The sequence below is a fragment of the Bartonella sp. AP20NXHL genome (assembly GCF_042196165.1).
In the GTDB taxonomy this organism is placed as follows: domain Bacteria; phylum Pseudomonadota; class Alphaproteobacteria; order Rhizobiales; family Rhizobiaceae; genus Bartonella.
Map to the genome: position 1 here is coordinate 240,167 of NZ_JBHIPV010000001.1, position 19,489 is coordinate 259,655.

Genomic DNA, 19,489 nt, shown 5'->3' on the forward strand with positions numbered 1-19,489 from the left:
AAAATGGAGTTTAAAGAATGACAACACGGGAAGCAATGTTGGTATTGCTCGTTTTGCTTCCCTTTGGTGGAAGTGCTGTCATTGGCTTTTTTCGTTCGACAGCAAAAAATAATGAAGCCTGGTTTGCTGGGATTGTCGCGCTTTTCTGTCTTATTTTTACAATAATGCTTTATCCGGAAGTTCGCGGAAACCACATAGTGCGTTTAGATATTTCTTGGCTTCCAGAATGGGGAAGCGATTTGATTCTTCGTATAGATGGTTTATCGTGGCTTTTTTGCTTGCTCATTACAGGGATTGGGCTGCTTGTTGTCATTTATTCACGTTATTACATGGATCCAGCGGATTCTGTACCTCGTTTTTTTTCCTTTTTTTTGGCTTTTATGGGATCAATGATAGGAATAGTTTTATCAGGTAATCTCGTCTTTTTGGTTGTTTTCTGGGAACTCACCAGTATTTTTTCTTTTTTGTTGATCGGCTATTGGTACCATAATGCAAGTGCGCGTGAGGGTGCGCGTATGGCTCTAACGATCACAGGTTTTGGCGGCTTTGCCCTTTTTATTGGAGTTTTATTGATTGGGTATACTGTTGGCAGTTTTGATTTGGATAAGGTGCTACAGTCTGGAGATATGATCCGGTCAAGTTCTCTTTATAGTCCTATCCTTATTTGTATTTTATTGGGAGGGTTAACAAAAAGCGCGCAATTTCCCTTTCATTTTTGGCTACCCAACGCGATGGCTGCTCCAACCCCCGTATCGGCTTATTTGCATTCGGCAACAATGGTAAAAGCGGGATTGTTTTTGCTTGTTCGTTTATGGCCTGTGCTCTCTGGAACAGAATCTTGGTTTTGGCTGGTTGGCTTTTCAGGACTCTCGACATTGCTGCTAGGTGCCTATTTTTCCATGTTTCAGCAAGACTTAAAAGGACTGCTTGCTTACTCGACTATTAGTCATCTTGGATTAATTACAACGCTTTTAAGTCTTGGTAGTCCACTTGCATGTGTTGCGGCGATCTTTCATATGGCCAATCATGCTACTTTTAAGGCTTCTTTATTTATGGCTGCTGGCATTATTGATCATGAGACAGGAACACGTGATATGCGTAAACTGTCAGGGCTTTATCGTTCTATGCCTATTACAGCAACTCTTGCTTTAGTTGCGAGTGCAGCGATGGCTGGGGTTCCTTTGTTGAATGGTTTTTTATCGAAAGAGATGTTTTTTGCTGAAGCTGTTGAAACGCATATGGAATCATGGCTCGATTGGATTGCGCCTTATGTGGCAACGCTAGCTAGTCTGTTTAGTGTGACTTATTCTATACGCTTTATTCACGGTGTTTTTTTAGGACCAAAGCCTGACAATTTACCCAAGACTCCCCATGAACCACCGCATTTTATGCGTTTACCAATGGAGCTTTTGGTGTTTATTTGTTTAGCGGTTGGTATTTTCCCTAATTTAACAATAGGACCTATTTTAGATAATGCGGTCGTGTCTGTTTTAGGACCAATGACAATTCCTTATAGTTTGGCTGTTTGGCATGGGTTTAACACTCCATTAGTGATGAGTTTTGTTGCATTATTAGGGGGCGGATTGCTCTATGCTGTCGGGCATCGTTATTTTTTATCCTGTGATGATGGGGCTCCTTTTTTCCGTCACTTAAAAGGACCGCGTATTTTTGAACGCATTCTCGTAATTATTTCTTGGAAATGGGCCCGTGCGGTGGAATCTGCTTTGTCAACACGCCGTTTGCAGATCCAGTTGCATTGGATTTTTTGGGTCTGTTTTGCATTTGTTGGTCTTTTACTTTGGTGCGATGGTTTCATTCCAGTGGGGACATTACCGCTTTTTCCACTTGATATTCCTTTTCTCGCTCTTTGGCTGGTTGGCGGATTATGTGCGCTTTTAGTTGCTTGGCGAGCAAAGTTTCATCGTCTTGCTTCACTTATGCTTTTAGGGGGAGCTGGTTTGATGACTTGTGCAACCTTTTTATGGCTTTCTGCTCCTGATTTAGCAATAACACAATTGGTTGTTGAGGTTGTTACAGTCGTTTTATTATTGCTTGGTTTACGGTGGTTGCCTAAACGTTTGCATGATCCTGGGCCAGCTGCTGTTCATTTTTGGATTCGTTTGCGTCGTTTCCGTGATTTCATCATATCCCTTGTAGGAGGTGCTGGTGTAGCATGGCTTTCTTTTGCAGTGATGACACGTCCTCAAGGTACAACGATTTCTGATTTTTTTCTAACGCATGCTTACTCAGATGCTGGTGGTCGCAATGTTGTGAATGTGTTGTTGGTTGATTTCCGTGGTTTTGATACCATGGGAGAAATTGTGGTTTTGGGTGTTGTTTCCCTTACTGTTTTTGCCCTCTTACGACGTTTTCGTCCTGCGCCTGAGAGTATTGATGCGCCTTTTCAACAACGTATCCAGAAAGCCTTTGATATAGCACAGCCTAATCGAAATGTGGGAGATACAGTATTAAATTATTTAGCTGTTCCTGCTGTTATTATGGGTTGGCTCTTTCCGATTATTATTGCTTTTGCTATTTATTTATTCATGCGAGGGCATGATCTGCCAGGAGGTGGATTTGTCGGTGGTATTACTTTGGCGATAGGGTTTATTTTACAATATCTTGCACGCGATATTCGGTGGGTGGAAACGCATTTGAGAGTTTTACCTTTGCGTTGGATAGGCTTTGGCTTATTGTTGTCAGTTGTAACGGGGATGGGCTCTTGGTTTTTTGGATATCCTTTTTTAACATCCTTTTTTCGATATATTCATCTTCCGTTAATTGGGAAAGTTCCCATGACATCTGCTTTTTTGTTTGATTTTGGTGTACTTTCTCTTGTGTTGGGAGCAACTGTTCTCATTTTAATTGCACTTGCACACCAGTCAATTCGGAGTTACCGAATCGGTAAGAAACCTATTTTAAAAGAGAAGGAAAATTAATGGAAATTGTTCTTTCTTTGGGTATCGGTGTTTTTGTCGGATCAGGTATTTGGCTTGTTTTACGTCCACGTACTTTTCAAGTCATTCTTGGTTTGTCCTTGATCTCTTATGGTGTTAATCTTTTTATATTTTCAATGAGTAGACCGCGTAGTAATGCTGCTCCAATTGTTGATCCTACCACTGTTATTAATCCAGCTAATTATGTCGATCCTCTCCCACAAGCCTTGGTGTTAACTGCGATTGTGATTGGTTTTGCAACAACAGCTTTATTTTTAGTTATCTTGTTGGTTTCACGTGGTTTAACGGGTTCTGATCACGTTGATGGACGTGAGGTGCAATAATGGAAGTAGGGGTGCATCATCTCCTTATTTTGCCTATTCTTTTGCCGTTAATCACTGGAGCACTTCTTCTTTTTTATGATGAACGTCGTGCAAAACTTAAATCATTCATCAGTCTTTCTTCTGCGGGACTGTTGGTCGTTACTGCCATTTTATTGATTATACGTACTCTTGAAATAGCACCGGCTTGCGATGTTTATCGACTTGGTAATTGGCCGTCTTCTTTTGGAATTGTTTTAGTCCTTGATCGCTTAAGCGCTATGATGCTTTTACTTTCCAGCTTGTTGGTGACTAGCGTGTTGGTTTTTGCGCGGGCTCATTGGTACAAAGCTGGTTCTCATTTTCAGTCACTAATGCAATTTTTTATGGTGGGAATAAATGGTGCTTTTTTGACCGGCGATTTATTTAATTTATTTGTGTTTTTTGAAGTTATGTTAACGGCTTCCTATGGGCTTGCTTTGCATGGTTCTGGTCAGACACGCGTGCGCGCAGGGTTGCATTATGTCGTGGTTAATCTTGTTGCTTCATTATTTTTTTTAGTGGGTATAGCGCTCATTTATGGAGTCGTTGGTACTCTTAATATGGCCGATTTGGCTGTTAAAATAAAATATATATCTTCTACAGATATTGTTTTGTTCGAAATAGGTGTTGCACTTTTAGGTATTGCTTTTTTGCTTAAAGCGGGTATGTGGCCGCTTAATTTTTGGTTGGTGCCAACTTACAGTGCAGTAGCAGCACCCGTTGGAGCTTCTTTTGCACTTTTGAGCAAGGTGGGTATTTATATTATTTTACGTTTAACGTTGCTATGGTTTAGTCCTGAAAGTGAATATTTTAACCATTTTGGTCATACGGTTTTGTTTTATGGTGGGCTTGCCACTATGATTGTTGGTTTTATTGGGGTATTGGCGAGTCAAGTTTTGGTGCGTTTGGCAGCTTATAGTGTCCTTGTCTCTTCTGGTACATTGTTGGCCGCGATCGGCATCGGCAATGCAGCACTGACAGCAGGTGCACTTTTTTATATTGTTTCTTCAACTTTAGCACTGGGAGCTTTTTTTCTTTTGGTAGAGTTGGTTGAGCGCTGTCAAGATGTGGCTGCTAATGTTCTTGCTGTCACAATGGAGGTTTATGGCGACGATGAAGAGGAGGAAGAAGATGAAGTTGGCACATATTTCCCTGTAACCTTGGCAATTCTTGGGGCTTGTTTTGGTATCTGTGCCATTTTGATTATTGGATTGCCACCTTTTTCTGGTTTTGTTGCTAAACTTATGATGTTCATGGCAATTTTAAACCATAGTAGAGAGGATTTTTTTGCCTCTCTTCCGGTTTACCAAGATTGGCTTTTTGTAGTTTTTGTCACCCTCTCTGGCTTTGCAGCTTTGATTGCACTGACACGAACGGGTATCCGAACTTTTTGGATTTCTCTTGAAGGTCGCGTTCCCCGTGTGCAGGTGATAGAATTTGCACCTATTGCCGTTCTTCTTGCCTTGTGTTTTCTTATAACAATTGTAGCCAGTCCTGTTAGTCATTATATGTCTGAAACCGCTAAGACTTTGTATGAACCTCAAAACTATATTGGGAGCGTTTTAACGGATTTTTCTCTCGAAAATAGGGAGATGAGTAAATGAATCGTTTTTATACTTCCCCTTTTTTCAGTGGTGGCATTGTCCTTATGTGGCTTATTTTAAATGGTTTTAGTTTAGGGCAATTGCTTTTAGGGATTTTAACCGCTTTGTTTTGTGGTTGGATGATACGGCTTCTGGAGCCAGAGAAGGCTGTTATTAAAAGCTGGAGTGCGGTTTTTCGTCTCGTTTTTCGAGTATTTATAGATTCTATATTCTCAAATGTTTCGGTGGCTTGGTTTGTTTTAACAAAAAGGTCTCGAGAGCAGAAATCTGGTTTTATTGTAGTACCTCTTCTGCTTCATAATCGCACTGCTTTGGCTATTTTAGCGTGCATCCTTTCGGCAACCCCTGGAACTGCTTGGGTTGCCTATAATAGTAAAAAGGGTGAACTTTTGCTTCATGTCTTAAATTTAAAAAATGGATATGATTACAAACAGTTGATCAAACAACGGTATGAGCAATTGCTTTTGGAGATTTTTTTATGAGTATGGTGATTCTTTATTGGGGGCTTTTCTTTTCACAGTTTTTTTTAAGTTTAGCGGTGATTTTCGCGCTGTTTCGGTTGATTCGTGGTCCACGGGCACAGGATAGAATTGTTGGTTTGGATGCCCTTTATATAACCACTATTCTTTTGTTTCTTACATTCGATATTCGTTCTGGAACAACCATTTATTTTGTCGCAGCTCTCATTATTGGGTTGTTGGGTCCTGTCTCGAGTATTGCTTTGGCGAAATTTCTCATGCGAGGGGAGATTATTGAATGAAAGATGATGTATCGCTTGTGGTTGCTATTGCTATCACGATTTTCTTAATATTAGGGTCGGGACTGACATTGATCGCAACAATAGGTTTGGTGCGTTTTTCCAATTTTTATAAGCGTTTGCATATGCTTTCAGTATGTACGAGTTGGGGCGTTGGTAGTATTCTTATTTCTTCATTTCTTTATTCAATATTTGTGGACCATTATTTTGTTTTTCATGAAGCGTTGCTGATGTTTTTTTTGTTTTTAACAGCGCCGATAGCTTCTATGTTGCTTTCACATACAGCAGCTTATCGACATCATTCAGAAGAACAGTCAGAAAAACCGCTGGCTCTTTTATTACACCAGACGGAGGAAAAGTTACCCACATCAGAAGGAACATCAAGAGATGAGAGCCAGCGCGGTTCTTGAAATGTAAGAACCTTCCTTATTCTGTGCTTTTTTCTTCTACACAGTGGATGGGCTTTTCTTCTTTTGGATCATTAATAAGATCGTAAAATATGGCTTCATTTTTGGTTATCCACCAAATGTATTGACCACCCACATATTTTCCTCCAGAAGCGGCAATTACATTAGAACCAACGATGCGCTTACCGTTCCATTTTAAATCAACAAGCGCAATATTGCCAGCATTATGATAAGTTGCTTCAACATGCTCTTTGCTTGTTCCCATATCGCATTGATAGGAGACGGTCTCTGTTGTTGGTTCTGGATCATCTGGTACTTTAATGACTAAAGAACTTGCTAATGCATTAATTGAACCGAGGAGGAACACACTTAAAGTAATGAAAAATTGTTTAGTAAAAGAAATTTTTTTCATAATATTTCCCGTGTTATTTAAAATAATAATGTTGACTCATCTTTACAGAGGATAGGTTTTTTTTCTTCTGGATCCTGAGCAAGGTCATAAAGCGTGACTTCTTTGTTCTTCTCCCACCAGATATACTGAGCTCCTGCAAATTTTGCTCCTGTCGCAGCGATGACATTAGCGGCAATGACACGATCACCGTTCCATTTGAAATCAACCAACGAAATATTATCAGCATTAAGATAGACTGCCTCAACGCGCTCTTTACCTGTTTCAGTATCACACTGATAGGTAATGATCTCTGTTTTGGGCTCTGGATTGTCTGGTACTTCAATGATTAAAGAACCAGCTAAGCTATTGTTTGAGCTGAAGAGTGATAAACTTAAAGCGGTGAAAAATCCTAAAATGTGCAAAGTTTTTTTCATGATGCTTCCCTATATTCCTAATATTGTGCACAAAGAATAATTTGACTGATACGATGGTGTCTACGGCAGGATTCGAACCTGCGACCCCAGGATTCATACCACTTCGATTTTCACCGCCAGCCTTATCGGCTGTTTGTGGTCTGGACTGTCTCTTCACCTTGAAGCTTTTGCTCTTTAGGTGCTGCCCGTTCAGTCTCTACACCTTTCTCTCATTTTAAGAGAGACTTGGCTCGGGATTGGCATATAGTCGCCCATGAAGCTTTCCCCGAATTTGAGCAGATTCACTTTGAGGATTTCTCCTCAAAGTGCCCAATTTCTTTAGGAATCCTGTGCTCTATCCTACTGAGCTACGCAGACATCATCATATTTAATCTTTAATAGAAGTATAAAAACGAATCAATTATATTCAATATGAATTAACGAATTTCTGTTAATTTTTGTTCCAAAAAAGATAAAACTGCATCTGGTGAAACATTTTTTGCAATAAATGATTGGCCAAGTCCGCGCGTTAAGATGAAGGTCAAATTATTTTGTAAAACTTTTTTATCTTGGGCAATGAGAGTCATTAAAGTTTCAGCATCTGGTAGACACCCTGGGATATCCTTTAATTGTGTAGGTAATCCTATTGCTTTAAGGTGTGCTTCAACGCGTTGTGTAAGCGTGGGGCTTATTAAATTTAATTGAGCAGAAAATTGATGCGCTAGAATCATTCCAATTGCTACAGCTTCACCGTGAATTAAACGCTTTGAGTCATAAGCGGTTGCTGTTTCAAGCATGTGTCCAAATGTATGGCCGAGATTTAAGAGTGCGCGCTCTCCTGTTTCGTGTTCGTCACGTGCTACAATGGCAGCTTTAAATTGGCATGAGCGGACAATGGCTTCTGTTCGCATAGGGCCATTAGAAAAGACTTCTTGTCCATTTTTTTCAAGCCATTCAAAAAAATCAGGCTGGTTAATGAGTCCATATTTGACCATTTCCGCGTAACCAGCACGAAATTCACGCAGTGATAGGGTATCAAGGACACAGGTGTCAGCAATAACGCATTGCGGTTGAAAAAAAGCACCAATAAGATTTTTGCCATATCGGCTGTTGATGCCCGTTTTTCCACCAACAGAGGAATCAATTTGTGCAAGAAGCGTTGTGGGCATTTGAATGAAGTTCATACCACGGCGGATTATACTTGCCGCAAATCCTGCTAGATCGCCAATGACACCACCGCCAAAAGCAATAACACAGTCGCCTCTTTCTAAACGCGCAGCAAGAATTTGATCGATGACAACTTGCAGGGTTGAAAATGATTTTGATTGTTCTCCCGCTTCTACAATAATAGGGACAGTATGAATTTTATTTTTTGTTAATTCTGCTTGCAATATCTCCAAATGAAGGGAAGCAACATTTGTATCTGTAACAAGTGCAAAGCGCGTTGGATAAGGATCTTTTTTGTTAAGAGCATGTTTAATCTGTGAAGCAGCTTGTGTAATCAGACCCGGACCAATGATGATATCGTAACAGTGTTTGTCCAGTTTAACAGTGACGGTTTTGGTTTGCATGCTGGTTATCCCTATTGTTAATTTCTGTGTATAGGTAGTGCTGTACGGATCGTATAACATTTTGTGCTACGGTATGACGGCTTTCTTTATGACTGTTAATTGTTAAGTTTGCCTTTTCATAGATAGGATAACGCTGTTCCATGAGTTTTTGCATGGTTTCTTTAGGATTGGCTGTTTTAAGCAGGGGACGTGTCGGGTGCTTTGAGACACGTTGCATGAGGATATCAAGATCGACTTTTAGCCATATAGATATACCATTTTTTTGAATGGCTTTTCGGATATTTTCATTTATGTAGGCACCACCACCTGTTGCTAAAATAAGGGGACTTTTTTTCATGAGGTTTAGAATAACACGCTGTTCAAGAGCACGAAATTCGGATTCACCATAAATTTCAAAGAGTTCCGTGATTGTCATTTGTGCAGCTTTTTCAATTTCTTGGTCAGAATCATAAAAGGGTAAACGAAGCATGGTGGCGACGCGTTTTCCGATCACTGATTTGCCTGCCCCCATAAGGCCAACAAGGACAAGTGCTCTTTTATCAAGGGACGATAAGAGCTGATTCTTTATTTGTGTTATGGGGATTCGTTTTGGTCGATTGCTTTTCATAACTTTATTTCGGCATTTATCCATCTTAAAGTCAATTCCTGTTAATCTTTGTGAGGCATTATACGAGATAGAATATTTTTGGGTAGGTTATTGTCTTATGCCAACATTGACTAGATTTTTGATGATTCTTTTCATTTTGTTTTCTGTTTTTTTCATTATAATGGGTGCTCTTGTGGTTTGGGTTGAACCAGTAACTGTGGATATGTACATTGATGTTCCCTTGGATTCATGGAATCTTTCTACGGAAGTGAATCAATGAAATGAAAAGTGGTGCTGTGATAGATCATTTTCTTGAGATGATGAGCGCGGAGAGAGGGGCTTCACCTCATACACTTGCGGCTTATCAGCATGATTTGCAGTGGGCACAAGACGAATTGTCTTCACACTCTGTTTCGCTTTTTTCAGCACAAAAAGAAGATTTAATTACCCTTTTGTCGCTTATGCATACTTTTGGTTTTGCGGCATCATCGCAAGCGCGCCGTTTATCGACTTTGCGTCAGTTTTATCAATTTCTTTATGCTGAAGGGTTGAGAGCAGATGATCCCTCTCATGATATTGATGCACCTCGTCAGGGGCGTCCTTTGCCCAAAATCATGAGTGAAGATGCAGTGATAAAATTGCTTGATTTGGCACAGTTAGAAGTCAATCAAGCAGATTATGGGTCCAAAGAGTATTTCCGTGCACTGCGTCTTCAGCTATTGATTGAAATGCTGTATGCAACGGGATTACGCATCAGTGAGTTGGTGAGTCTGCCGGTTCAGTCTGTTCGAAGGAAGGAGTACAGCGTTTTGGTTCGTGGTAAGGGCAAAAAAGAACGAATGGTGCTGTTATCAAAAAAAGCATGCCAAGTTCTTTCACAGTGGTTAAACTTGCGTGATCAGGGAAAGGGTGCTACGAGTTCTTATCTTTTTCCCGCGCATTCCGAGACAGGATATATTGCTCGTCAAGTCGTTGCGCGGGAGTTGAAAAATCTCGCTAGAAGAGCAGGAATAGAAAGTGATAGCTTTTCTCCCCATGTGTTGCGTCATGCTTTTGCTAGTCATCTTTTGCAAAATGGTGCTGATTTGCGTGCCGTTCAACATTTGTTAGGTCACTCTGATATTGCTACTACTCAGATTTATACCCATGTGTTGGAAGAGGGACTTTATCGTTTAGTCAATGAGCATCATCCACTTGCCGATGAGCAAAAGGCTCGTTAAAGAAAAGGTGATGTTTTTGAAAAAGACTTTATAAAGCAAATTATAAGTGTATAAGTGACACTGAATGAGTTGACACAAATGTATAATTATCTTGATTTTGAAAAACCAGTTGCTGATCTTGATGGGAAAATTCTTGAATTAAAAAAAATTTCTCAGGAAAAAGGCAGTCTTGATATGAGCGATGAGATTGCTCGCCTTGAAACGCGTTCCCAAACAGCCTTGCGCGATATTTATAAAAAATTATCGCCGTGGCAAAAAACGCAAGTCGCTCGTCATCCTAATCGTCCCCATTTTATGGACTATTCTAAACGCCTATTGAGTGACGTTACGCCTTTGGCCGGAGATCGCAAGTTTGCTGAAGATGAGGCTATTCAAGCGGGGTTTGCACGCTTTAAAGGTGAGGCCGTTGCTTATATCGGTCAAGAGAAAGGTTATGACACGCAAACACGTTTGCGCTATAATTTTGGTTCTGCACGTCCAGAAGGCTATCGTAAAGCTGTACGTATTATGGAAATGGCTGATCGTTTTGGTTTGCCACTTCTCACTTTTGTTGATACGGCAGGCGCTTATCCTGGTGTGAGTGCTGAAGAACGGGGGCAGGCAGAAGCAATTGCCCAATCAACAGCTACAACTTTGCGTTTGAAAGTTCCTGTAGTTTCCGTTGTTATTGGAGAAGGCGGTTCTGGAGGGGCGATAGCAATCGCGGCTGCCAATAAAGTTTATATGTTGGAGCACGCAATTTATTCTGTTATTTCACCAGAAGGAGCAGCTTCTATTTTATGGCGTGATCCAGCTCGTGCGAAAGATGCTGCAATGAATATGCGTATTACCGCTCAAGATTTGTATCGCTTAAAGATTATTGATGGCATTATTTCGGAACCTTTAGGGGGAGCACATCGTGGCAAAGAGATTGCCATTGATGCAACGGGTGATGTTATTTCAGAGGCTTTAAAAGCTATGGCTGGAAAAGATGGTGAAGTTCTTAAACAAGAGCGAAGAGAAAAATACCTTCAAATTGGTCGATCTCTAACATAGGTCATTTTTTGTGAGGGGATTGATTGGAGTTTTATTCGATGACATTTAGCAGATTCCTCGCTGTGTGCATGTTGTTTGTAATGGGAATATTGACAGCATGTGAAGGAAGATTACCAGCTTCTATTCGTGCTAAGGTTGAGCAGCCGTTGCCGCAAGAAATCCAGAATAGAATGGCTTTGTACGATATTGATCCTTATGCACCAATTGTAATGCGATTTTTCAAGGAAGAAAATCTTGCTGAAGTTTGGAAACAATCTCGTTCAGGACCTTTTATCTTGGTTGCTCGCTATGGTATTTGCAAATGGTCTGGTAAGCTTGGACCTAAATATAAAGAAGGGGATCTTCAGACACCAGAGGGTTTTTATACTATTAGCGCAAACCAAATGAATCCTTATTCAAAATATTATCTTTCTTTTAATATAGGATTTCCTAACCTTTATGATCAAGAAAATGGTCGCACAGGAAGCAATCTTATGGTGCATGGTTCTTGCTTTTCCGCAGGTTGTTATTCTATGAGTGATAAGAACATGGCTCAGATTTATGCGTTTGCACGGGATGCTTTTAAAGGAGGACAAAGAGAGTTTCAGTTACAGGCTTTTCCTTTCCGCATGACCGAGGATAATATGTCACGTCATAGCAAGGATCCTCATTATCAATTCTGGGTTATGCTTAAGAAAGGTTATGATTTTTTTGAAAAAAATCGTCAACCTCCAACTGTTGAGGTTTATGGAAAACGTTACGTTTTTAATCGCGATATTGATAAAACTTCAGTTTCTCGAATGCCGTGAGTGTTATTGTATTCTATTGCACTGTAACACTATCACTTAATAATGGCGATACAAGATATGCAAAAACTTTGCACATAAGGTGTTTAAGTGAGTAGTCAATATTTTAAAGCGCAGAGTTTTTTCATAGAGCCTTATGTAAGTAAATCAGATGAAGTGGGAAGCCAAGAGGAATTTTCTCAAAGAAGTTGGATTGTTTGCACATCGGCACTGGTGTCAATCTTCGTTTTTAGTGAAGAGTAAGTTAACATGGAATGTGCCTCTCTTTTTATTTCTTTCAAAGAGTTTTATTCTTTTATGCTGTAAAATATTGTCTTGTCGTGCTGTTATATAAGATACATTCACATATTTTAAAATGCGATATTGCCTCTGTCTGATTTTGGTTTTTTCTTAACAGGGATTTTGATTTCAATTAGCTTGAATAAATATAGAGTTGAGCAGAATATTTTAGAACCAAGAATTTGGCCAATCTGTCTGTGAAATGAATCACATGAAGTGGTTTGCAGATGAAGCGCATTTAGAGAGAAAACAATCTGTTTACAGATTGATGGATATTGAAAATTTTTATCATAACAATTTGATTTATAATGATAGTTTATAATTTTTCAGTTTGAATTAGGGACTAAATATCATAAGATCCTTTTATCTTAAAATTTGTTTATGGTGAATCAATCGAAACCATTTTTTGCACGCCATAAAATTGGATTGGCATGTGAATAAAATTTTTAAAGAAAGGAGTACAGATAGTTCTCATGAGTACTCTAAAGTGCCAAGTTTTTTCAAAACATTTTTAACTGGCAAAAGTATGAGGCGATCAGTTTACATATTTATAGAGTAAAGATGGAGAATGGGCCTTATACATTTCATGGAGAATTTTGTATTATATTATTTATGGGTAGCGTCTTGAAATAGGAATAATGCGTATTGAGAGACGATGTTTTTAAACGAGTGCGTGAATTCGTGATACAATGGTATTCTATTTTGTGTGAGGGCGACGATTTTACAGATAAGGGTAATATGTTAGCGCTGGAGTGTTTTAATAGATAGTCATTTTCCGGCATGTGATTTTGTAAGAGAGCTAAAAAGTTTCAATTGTGGTAGTCTATGGGGATTTTGCCGCTCAGTGAAAAGGTACGAATAATTTTATGAGAGGCATTATTGTGCAGAAAGCATTGTTAAAAATGTGTATTTTCTTATTTTTTATTCCATTATGTTAATAAACTTGAATAGAAATATTTATGAAAGTTTTTTATAAATTTATAACATTTTGATTATAAAGATAATTTAGTGTTATTCAAGTTAAATTAGAACCCTGAATACCGTAAGATTCCACATTTCAAAGCTGTTGCATGTTGAATAAATTAAAACCATTTGCTTGCACATTACAAGCGAGGATTGCTGCGTGGGTGAAATTGTACAAGAAAGACTAAAATGCTTTTTACAAACTGTTTCAAGTGCCAAAAGCTTTTTGTTTTAACATTGGGAATTAGCAAAGTGTGTAATGATGTGCCGGTTTGCTCCTTTAAAAACATAAAGATGGTGGTGTCAATGAATTTAATGCTATATCATTGAAGAGGAGAAAAAATTAAAATTTTATTCCTGGAATGACCAGAGGATTTTCTAAGAGAGCTGTTTTGTCTGCAGTATCTATTGCTGGTTTATTAAAAAAAGCATTGAGGAGTTTTTGTATAGCTTCTTTTTCAACACCATCGGCAATGATGACGAAACGTGTTTGTTTTATTCCTTTTGGCCATGCTGGCAATCTTATGGGAGGGTGAAAAAATGTTTGTACGCCATGTAATACGAGTGGGCGATAAGGGTCATCACGCAATGCGATAATTGCTTTAATACGTAATAATTTTGTACCATAACGCTCTTGTAGGAGATCTAAAAAGGCTTCAATTGTGCCGTAATCAACAGGACCCTCACAGTTTAGTGAAAAGGTACGAATGGTTTTATGGGGGGTATGATCATGCGGGGTAGTCGTAAGATTTTGTTTAAGTTTTGTATTTTCTACTTTTTCAGCCCATAATGTGTTATTTATTAATAGATTTGAACAGAAATCTTCAGAATGGGCGTCAATGATTTGTGCTGTAGGATTCATTGTTTTAAGTGTGCTAAGGAGTGTATCTGAAAGCGTTTGTGGGTCTCTAAGATCTGTTTTGGTGAGAATGATTTTATCAGCAAATATTAATTGTTTATATATTTCAGGATAGCGCTCACATATGGAAAGCGGGCTTAATGTATCAAATGTTGCAAGAACAGCATTTATGGACAATGTTTGAATAAACAACGGGTGGCTTAAAAGTATTTGTAAAATAGGGGCGGGATCAGCCATCCCTGTGGTTTCAATGATAATATGATGGAGTTGTTTGATCTGTCCTGTCTGAACGCGATTTATTAAATCAATTAATGTGTCGATGAGATCACTGCGTAAATTGCAGCATAAGCAGCCATTGGCAAGCTCAATAATTCCTTCTGTCGTTTTTTCAACCAGAAGGTGGTCAATACTGATTTCGCCGAATTCATTGATGATAACAGCACATTCTGTTAAAAGAGGGTCTTGTAGCATACGGTTGAGCAAAGTTGTTTTGCCAGAGCCTAAAAAACCTGTAATAAGCGTGAGGGGGATGCGCTTTATTTTCATGTTAATCATCAATCATAGTTTTGTTTTTAAAAAATATATCTCAGTATGTCTAACCAATTTATAATGGTGTCCGTGAGGGATATAATGGTTAATCCCCCATGAAATCCATTGTACCACTATCTTTACGCTTATAAAGGTAGGTGCACGTGGGTATATCATACACTTTTTAGCGTCAATGTTACGATAATTCTTAGTTCTTGAAAGGACTTATAGGAAGAATTTTTATTCTTTGTTTTAATTATTTTATCTACATGTTCATCCACCTTGTGGTGGCAAGAAACTGGTTTTTATTGCTTCAACAAATACAGATTTGAAATGAGAGAATCTTACAATACTTGTGGTTCTGACATAAGGTACAAAATAATTAATTATCATTATAAATCAAAGTATTATAATTAATTTTAGATTATGATTTATGACTTTTTATAGAATGGTTTGCGTGCCTTTTATACGGAATATAGGGTTTTCTTAGTGGTTTTACTGTCATTTTAGGTGTTTGTGGCGTACGAATGAGATGTACTGATAAAGGATGAGAAAAAGAAGGTGGAGCAGTGATAAAAGGTGAGGTGAGAATAATATTTCCTTGATCATCATATGAATTTGCATGCATTTTTATGGCTTCAGGTGTGCATGTTTGTTGTCTCATATTGTTGGCTTGTGTTATGTTGCTCCCATAAGGTTTTAATGTTGCTAGTGTTAATTGGGGGTTTCCTTGGTGCAAAAATCCTGTTTCAAGAAGTTGTGCAGCTTTTTCTTCTCTTTCACTTATGTTGTTAGCACCTAGAATGACAGCAATAATTGTACGTTTATTGCGGGTGGCTGAGGCAACAAGATTAAAACCAGAGGCACAAATAAAGCCTGTTTTCATACCGTCTATCCCATAAAAACGGCCAATGAGGTTGTTTGAGTTATGTTGGATTTTTCGATTATTACCAAAATCAATGGCTGGAATAGAAAAATAATGAGCATATTGTGGAAATTCTCGACGTATTTGAACGGCTAAAAGAGCAATATCGCGTGCCGTGGAGTAGTTTTGAGGATCTGGTAAACCACTTGCGTTCGCAAAATGGGTGCCAAACATGCCTAAACGTTTAGCTTCGCTATTCATTTTACGTACAAAATCTTTCTGTGAACCCGCAATAGCTTCACTCATGGCAATGGCTAAATCATTGGTAGATTTAACCATGGTAATACTTAAGGCTGTATCAAGTGTGAGTACAGAACCAGCTTTATAGCCTGAACGATATGAGGGAGCTTTTGCGGCGTATTCGCTGATGGTGATATGTTTGTTTGGTGAAACTTCCCCTCGGCTCATGGCACGAAAAATAACATAAGCGGTCATTAATTTTGTCAAGGAAGCAGGATACCAACGCTCAAAAGCTTGATTATGTTTTAAGATACGCCTCGTTGTAACATCAACAGAAATAAAAGGCTGCGCTAGAGCAACAGCGCTGGATAAACTCAAAATCACAGAAAAAAATAAATTATAGAAGAGACGTTGCATTAATTTAAATCTAGTTCCCTCTTATTCGTTATTTAGAATTGTTTTAATGTAGCACACAAAGCTTTTAAGTCTAGGATAGGGAGGAAAGATGGTTAATTGCTGTATCCGTTGTGTATGTGGGATAAAAAACAACACTCATTTTTATTTTCCCCTTGAATTTGGTTTGATGACTTAAGTATCTCAAGAAATACTTTTTAAATAATGAAGATTGTACAAGATTTCAGATTCTTGGGGGATTGATGTTTCTTAGGAAGGAACGAATCTGCATAATCATACATTTTTCTTGCTTTCCTATTAGGACAGCCCTTGGTATTTGAGACGGTTCGTAAAAAGTATTTTAATCTTTTCTTGTATCGTTTTATTCACACGAGATATCCCCGTTTGTAATGTGCAAGAAAATAATTCTAATTGATTCAACCTAGAGTATATTTGAAATGAGAAAATCTTACGGTATTCAGGGTTCTCATTCAAGTTGAATAACGCTAAAATATCCTTATAAATCAATGATGTGTATGTTATTTAAATGATTTTAAAGAGAGGAAGAATTCTTTTTCAAAAAAATTTACACATTGATTATTTCTTATCATGTACATGTGTTTTATAATTTTGAATTAGAAAGTTTGAAGTATCTTTCTTATATTTTTGTTTCCTATACTCCGCTCAATATACAAAGTGATGCATTATTCTTATCAATCAGTGCATTGTTTCATGATGATTTAGTTTTTGAAGTTTCTGAACAGCGTATGGTGGCATAGGAGGAGGGGTAGGATCTTGAGCTGCTAAGAGAAGCAGTTCATCACACGCTTTTTCAGTTTTTTGGACAAGTTGATCTAGAAAATCACGTTTGCTTAAACCAGCCTCTATCGGGGGAAGAATACGGACACGAATTGTTCCAGGATAGCGGCGAAAATTATTGCGTGGCCAATATAAACCCGCATTATGTGCAATAGGAACAACTTGAAGTCCTAATTCATTATAGAGCGCGACAATTCCTGACTTATAATCTGGTTCTTGACCGGGTTGTCGGCGTGTTCCTTCGGGAAAAATCAAGATTTGGCGCCCTTGTTTTACTTTCTCTTTTGCTTTTTGTATAATCATTTTTAAGGCTTTGATGGGTGTTGTGCGGTTAATGGGGATAATTTGCGTTTTTGCCATATACCAGCCAAACAATGGAATCCACATCAATTCACGTTTTAAAATGAGAGTGGGATCATCAAAATAGGGAACAAGACTGAAAGTTTCCCAAGCCGATTGATGCTTTGGAGCAATGATGTAGGGTCCTTTGGGAAGATTTTCTAAACCTTCAATCTCATAACTTGTGCCTGCGATGTATTTTTGCAAAAAGAGAGTAACGCGCGCCCATGTTTTAGGGACAATCCATGCCTTTTTGCGGGGCATTAAAAAATAAACGGGAGCGTAAAGAATCATTTGTATGAAAGTTGTTGTATAAAAAGCGAACGTAAAAAGAATAGAACGAAGGATAAGCACTACATTTTCCATTTTATATCTATAAGAAGACTTCGTATATAATATAATTCACATGAGAAAACATCTTCTTTATATTTTTTCAAGCATCTATTTTTCGGTAACTCATTTTCCGATATTTAAAAACAGAAGGAAAGAGGTTGATGGAATTACAAAAAGATAAACTTTTTATTCCACGGATTTTATCTATTGCGGGAACAGATCCTTCTGGTGGCGCTGGAATGCAGGCGGATTTGAAGGTTTTTTCAGCTATGAAAACTTATGGTATGAGTGTGGTTACAGCTGTTGTTGCACAAAATACTCAGGGTGTGCGTTCTTTTCAGGCATTAGATGCTTCTTTTGTTGCAGATCAAATTGATTCTGTTTTTGAGGATATCCATGTTGATGCCGTTAAAATTGGTATGGTTGCAAATGCTCAGATTGCACAGGTTATTGCAGAACGTCTTGCTTATCATAAAGCGCGTTTCATTGTTTTTGATCCGGTTATGGTTGCAAAAAGTGGTGATGTTCTTTTAAAGTCTGATGCAATTGAAATTATGCGTGATGTTCTTGTGCCGATGTCAACTTTGATCACGCCAAATTTGCCTGAAGCTGCATTGTTATTGGGATGTGAAGTGCAATGGTCTTTAGAGACTATGTATCAATATGCTCCACGACTCTTGGCGCTAGGGTGTCGTGCAGTTTTGTTAAAAGGGGGACATTTGAATACGCTTACCAGAAATAGTACAGAAAATTACGATTGTTCTAGTCCAGATCTTTATTGTGATTGTGAAAACCTTGTTATACTTGAAGCCTCTCGTCTTTCAACCACTCATGATCATGGGACAGGGTGTACCATTTCTGCTGCCATTGCAGCTCTGTTACCTACCCAACCTTTGGATTGCGCTGTTAAACAAGCAAAAGATTATTTGCATGGCGCTTTAACTGCCTCAGATGCTTTAAAAGTAGGGAAAGGGCGAGGGCCGCTTCATCACTTTTATGCATTATGGAAAGATTAATACAACGATTGATAGTGAAAAATCTTCACTTTATGAATTTGTTTCGTCATTATATGCTGTTTTGGACTTATGACTGATAAGTGTTAGCGCATTGTAGCTTAACAGTTATTTTGTATTAAGAAGGATGAGAAAAAAATGTTATAATTTGTTTCTTTTATATATTTTTTACGATTAATCTATCCTGTTTCAGAGGCAATTTTGAGTATAAAAAAAGAGAGAGAAAGGAATTGTAAAATCAGGATTTGATAGAAAAAAGGATAGAGGGAAAGACCAATATTAAAGCTGGCTGATCCCACTATATTTGCTGTTTCTTATATTGGTGGCAAAACAGGATGAGCCAAAATCGTTATCAAAATTATTGAAGATATCTAACATTTACAGAGTTTTTTGTCGGCATGGATAGGGTTTTCTAAATAGAAATTGATACTTTCTGATGGAATTATCAATGATCTTTCAGGTGATGTGGTAAATTTTTTTCGGATATTACAACGTCATTATCCTTTTTATGGAACTGCTTTATGGAATTATTGGCGTTTCAGATGAGTAGCCATGAGGAGTTTCAATATTTAATACAGCAAGATCTAGAAACTTTCACGCATTTAGAGCGGGTTTTAAGGTTTTTATATTTATAGTGATTAAATTTTAGCGAGAAGATAGTCGATCGTACAATCGGAGTTTCAATAGACCTGTAGCGTATGGTTTAATCTTTTCAAAATTGAATTTTTATTATGTTGTTTAGCAGATGTTACCATTAAACATTTAAAATGGTCTGATTTTATTGTGCGCTA

The 19,489-nt window shown here is 38.2% G+C and carries 17 protein-coding genes; 10 read left to right on the forward strand and 7 right to left on the reverse strand.

From position 1 onward, the window contains the following. Positions 1 to 17 precede the first annotated feature (17 nt). From ACFILL_RS00855 to mnhG, 6 genes are read left to right on the forward strand one after another with little or no spacing between them, the layout of a single operon-like run. Positions 18 to 2,939 (forward strand): monovalent cation/H+ antiporter subunit A, encoded by a 2,922-nt coding sequence (locus ACFILL_RS00855; RefSeq protein WP_273790151.1) that lies wholly within the window; start codon positions 18 to 20, stop codon positions 2,937 to 2,939. Continuing rightward, positions 2,939 to 3,280 (forward strand): Na+/H+ antiporter subunit C, encoded by a 342-nt coding sequence (locus ACFILL_RS00860; protein ID WP_273790150.1) that lies wholly within the window; start codon positions 2,939 to 2,941, stop codon positions 3,278 to 3,280. Before ACFILL_RS00855 ends, ACFILL_RS00860 begins: the two co-directional genes overlap by 1 nt. After that, positions 3,280 to 4,902 (forward strand): monovalent cation/H+ antiporter subunit D, encoded by a 1,623-nt coding sequence (locus tag ACFILL_RS00865; RefSeq protein ID WP_273790149.1) that lies wholly within the window; start codon positions 3,280 to 3,282, stop codon positions 4,900 to 4,902. Before ACFILL_RS00860 ends, ACFILL_RS00865 begins: the two co-directional genes overlap by 1 nt. Beyond that, positions 4,899 to 5,384, forward strand: a complete 486-nt coding sequence (locus ACFILL_RS00870) for a Na+/H+ antiporter subunit E (protein WP_273790148.1) — start codon at positions 4,899 to 4,901, stop codon at positions 5,382 to 5,384. The genes ACFILL_RS00865 and ACFILL_RS00870 overlap by 4 nt, the downstream gene beginning before the upstream one ends. Beyond that, a complete protein-coding gene (locus tag ACFILL_RS00875) occupies positions 5,381 to 5,662 on the forward strand; it encodes a K+/H+ antiporter subunit F (protein ID WP_273790147.1) in 282 nt (93 codons plus the stop codon). Before ACFILL_RS00870 ends, ACFILL_RS00875 begins: the two co-directional genes overlap by 4 nt. Next, positions 5,659 to 6,069 carry a monovalent cation/H(+) antiporter subunit G gene (mnhG, locus tag ACFILL_RS00880; protein ID WP_273790146.1) on the forward strand — a complete coding sequence of 137 codons (411 nt, stop codon included), beginning with the start codon at positions 5,659 to 5,661 and terminating at the stop codon, positions 6,067 to 6,069. Before ACFILL_RS00875 ends, mnhG begins: the two co-directional genes overlap by 4 nt. A gap of 16 nt (positions 6,070 to 6,085) precedes the next feature. On the opposite strand, the gene ACFILL_RS00885 is transcribed toward mnhG, so the two are convergent. From ACFILL_RS00885 to ACFILL_RS00900, 4 genes are all read right to left on the reverse strand, one after another. After that, positions 6,086 to 6,478, reverse strand: a complete 393-nt coding sequence (locus ACFILL_RS00885; RefSeq protein ID WP_273790145.1) for an MliC family protein — start codon at positions 6,476 to 6,478, stop codon at positions 6,086 to 6,088. 17 nt (positions 6,479 to 6,495) lie between these two features. Then, the gene (locus tag ACFILL_RS00890; RefSeq protein WP_273790144.1) at positions 6,496 to 6,891 is read right to left on the reverse strand and encodes an MliC family protein; all 396 of its coding nucleotides are present in this window, start codon (positions 6,889 to 6,891) and stop codon (positions 6,496 to 6,498) included. A 416-nt stretch (positions 6,892 to 7,307) separates the two neighbouring features. Beyond that, on the reverse strand, positions 7,308 to 8,441 hold the full coding sequence (aroB, locus tag ACFILL_RS00895; protein ID WP_273790143.1) for a 3-dehydroquinate synthase: 1,134 nt from the start codon (positions 8,439 to 8,441) through the stop codon (positions 7,308 to 7,310). After that, positions 8,416 to 9,048 (reverse strand): shikimate kinase, encoded by a 633-nt coding sequence (locus tag ACFILL_RS00900; protein WP_375630735.1) that lies wholly within the window; start codon positions 9,046 to 9,048, stop codon positions 8,416 to 8,418. Before ACFILL_RS00900 ends, aroB begins: the two co-directional genes overlap by 26 nt. A 260-nt stretch (positions 9,049 to 9,308) precedes the next feature. Between ACFILL_RS00900 and ACFILL_RS00905 the strand changes: the two genes are divergently transcribed. The 3 genes from ACFILL_RS00905 (at position 9,309) to ACFILL_RS00915 (ending at position 12,070) form a co-directional block, all read left to right on the forward strand. Beyond that, a complete protein-coding gene (locus ACFILL_RS00905; protein WP_273790142.1) occupies positions 9,309 to 10,247 on the forward strand; it encodes a site-specific tyrosine recombinase XerD in 939 nt (312 codons plus the stop codon). Between the two features lie 78 nt (positions 10,248 to 10,325). After that, positions 10,326 to 11,282 (forward strand): acetyl-CoA carboxylase carboxyltransferase subunit alpha, encoded by a 957-nt coding sequence (locus ACFILL_RS00910; RefSeq protein ID WP_375630737.1) that lies wholly within the window; start codon positions 10,326 to 10,328, stop codon positions 11,280 to 11,282. A 38-nt stretch (positions 11,283 to 11,320) separates the two neighbouring features. Further along, on the forward strand, positions 11,321 to 12,070 hold the full coding sequence (locus ACFILL_RS00915) for a murein L,D-transpeptidase family protein (RefSeq protein ID WP_273790140.1): 750 nt from the start codon (positions 11,321 to 11,323) through the stop codon (positions 12,068 to 12,070). Positions 12,071 to 13,652: 1,582 nt separating this feature from the next. Here ACFILL_RS00915 and ACFILL_RS00920 read toward each other — a convergent pair. The 3 genes from ACFILL_RS00920 to ACFILL_RS00930 all read right to left on the reverse strand — a co-directional run bounded on the left by ACFILL_RS00920 (position 13,653) and on the right by ACFILL_RS00930 (position 17,718). Further along, positions 13,653 to 14,714: a CobW family GTP-binding protein gene (locus tag ACFILL_RS00920; RefSeq protein ID WP_375643038.1), complete on the reverse strand. Its 1,062-nt coding sequence runs from the start codon at positions 14,712 to 14,714 to the stop codon at positions 13,653 to 13,655. Positions 14,715 to 15,120: 406 nt separating this feature from the next. Next, complete coding sequence (locus ACFILL_RS00925) at positions 15,121 to 16,218, reverse strand: D-alanyl-D-alanine carboxypeptidase family protein (RefSeq protein WP_375630665.1); 1,098 nt, start codon at positions 16,216 to 16,218, stop codon at positions 15,121 to 15,123. Positions 16,219 to 16,911: 693 nt separating this feature from the next. Further along, on the reverse strand, positions 16,912 to 17,718 hold the full coding sequence (locus ACFILL_RS00930) for a 1-acyl-sn-glycerol-3-phosphate acyltransferase (RefSeq protein ID WP_273790137.1): 807 nt from the start codon (positions 17,716 to 17,718) through the stop codon (positions 16,912 to 16,914). A 128-nt stretch (positions 17,719 to 17,846) separates the two neighbouring features. Between ACFILL_RS00930 and thiD the strand changes: the two genes are divergently transcribed. Continuing rightward, on the forward strand, positions 17,847 to 18,701 hold the full coding sequence (gene thiD / locus ACFILL_RS00935; protein ID WP_375637303.1) for a bifunctional hydroxymethylpyrimidine kinase/phosphomethylpyrimidine kinase: 855 nt from the start codon (positions 17,847 to 17,849) through the stop codon (positions 18,699 to 18,701). The last annotated feature ends 788 nt before the right edge of the window (positions 18,702 to 19,489 follow it).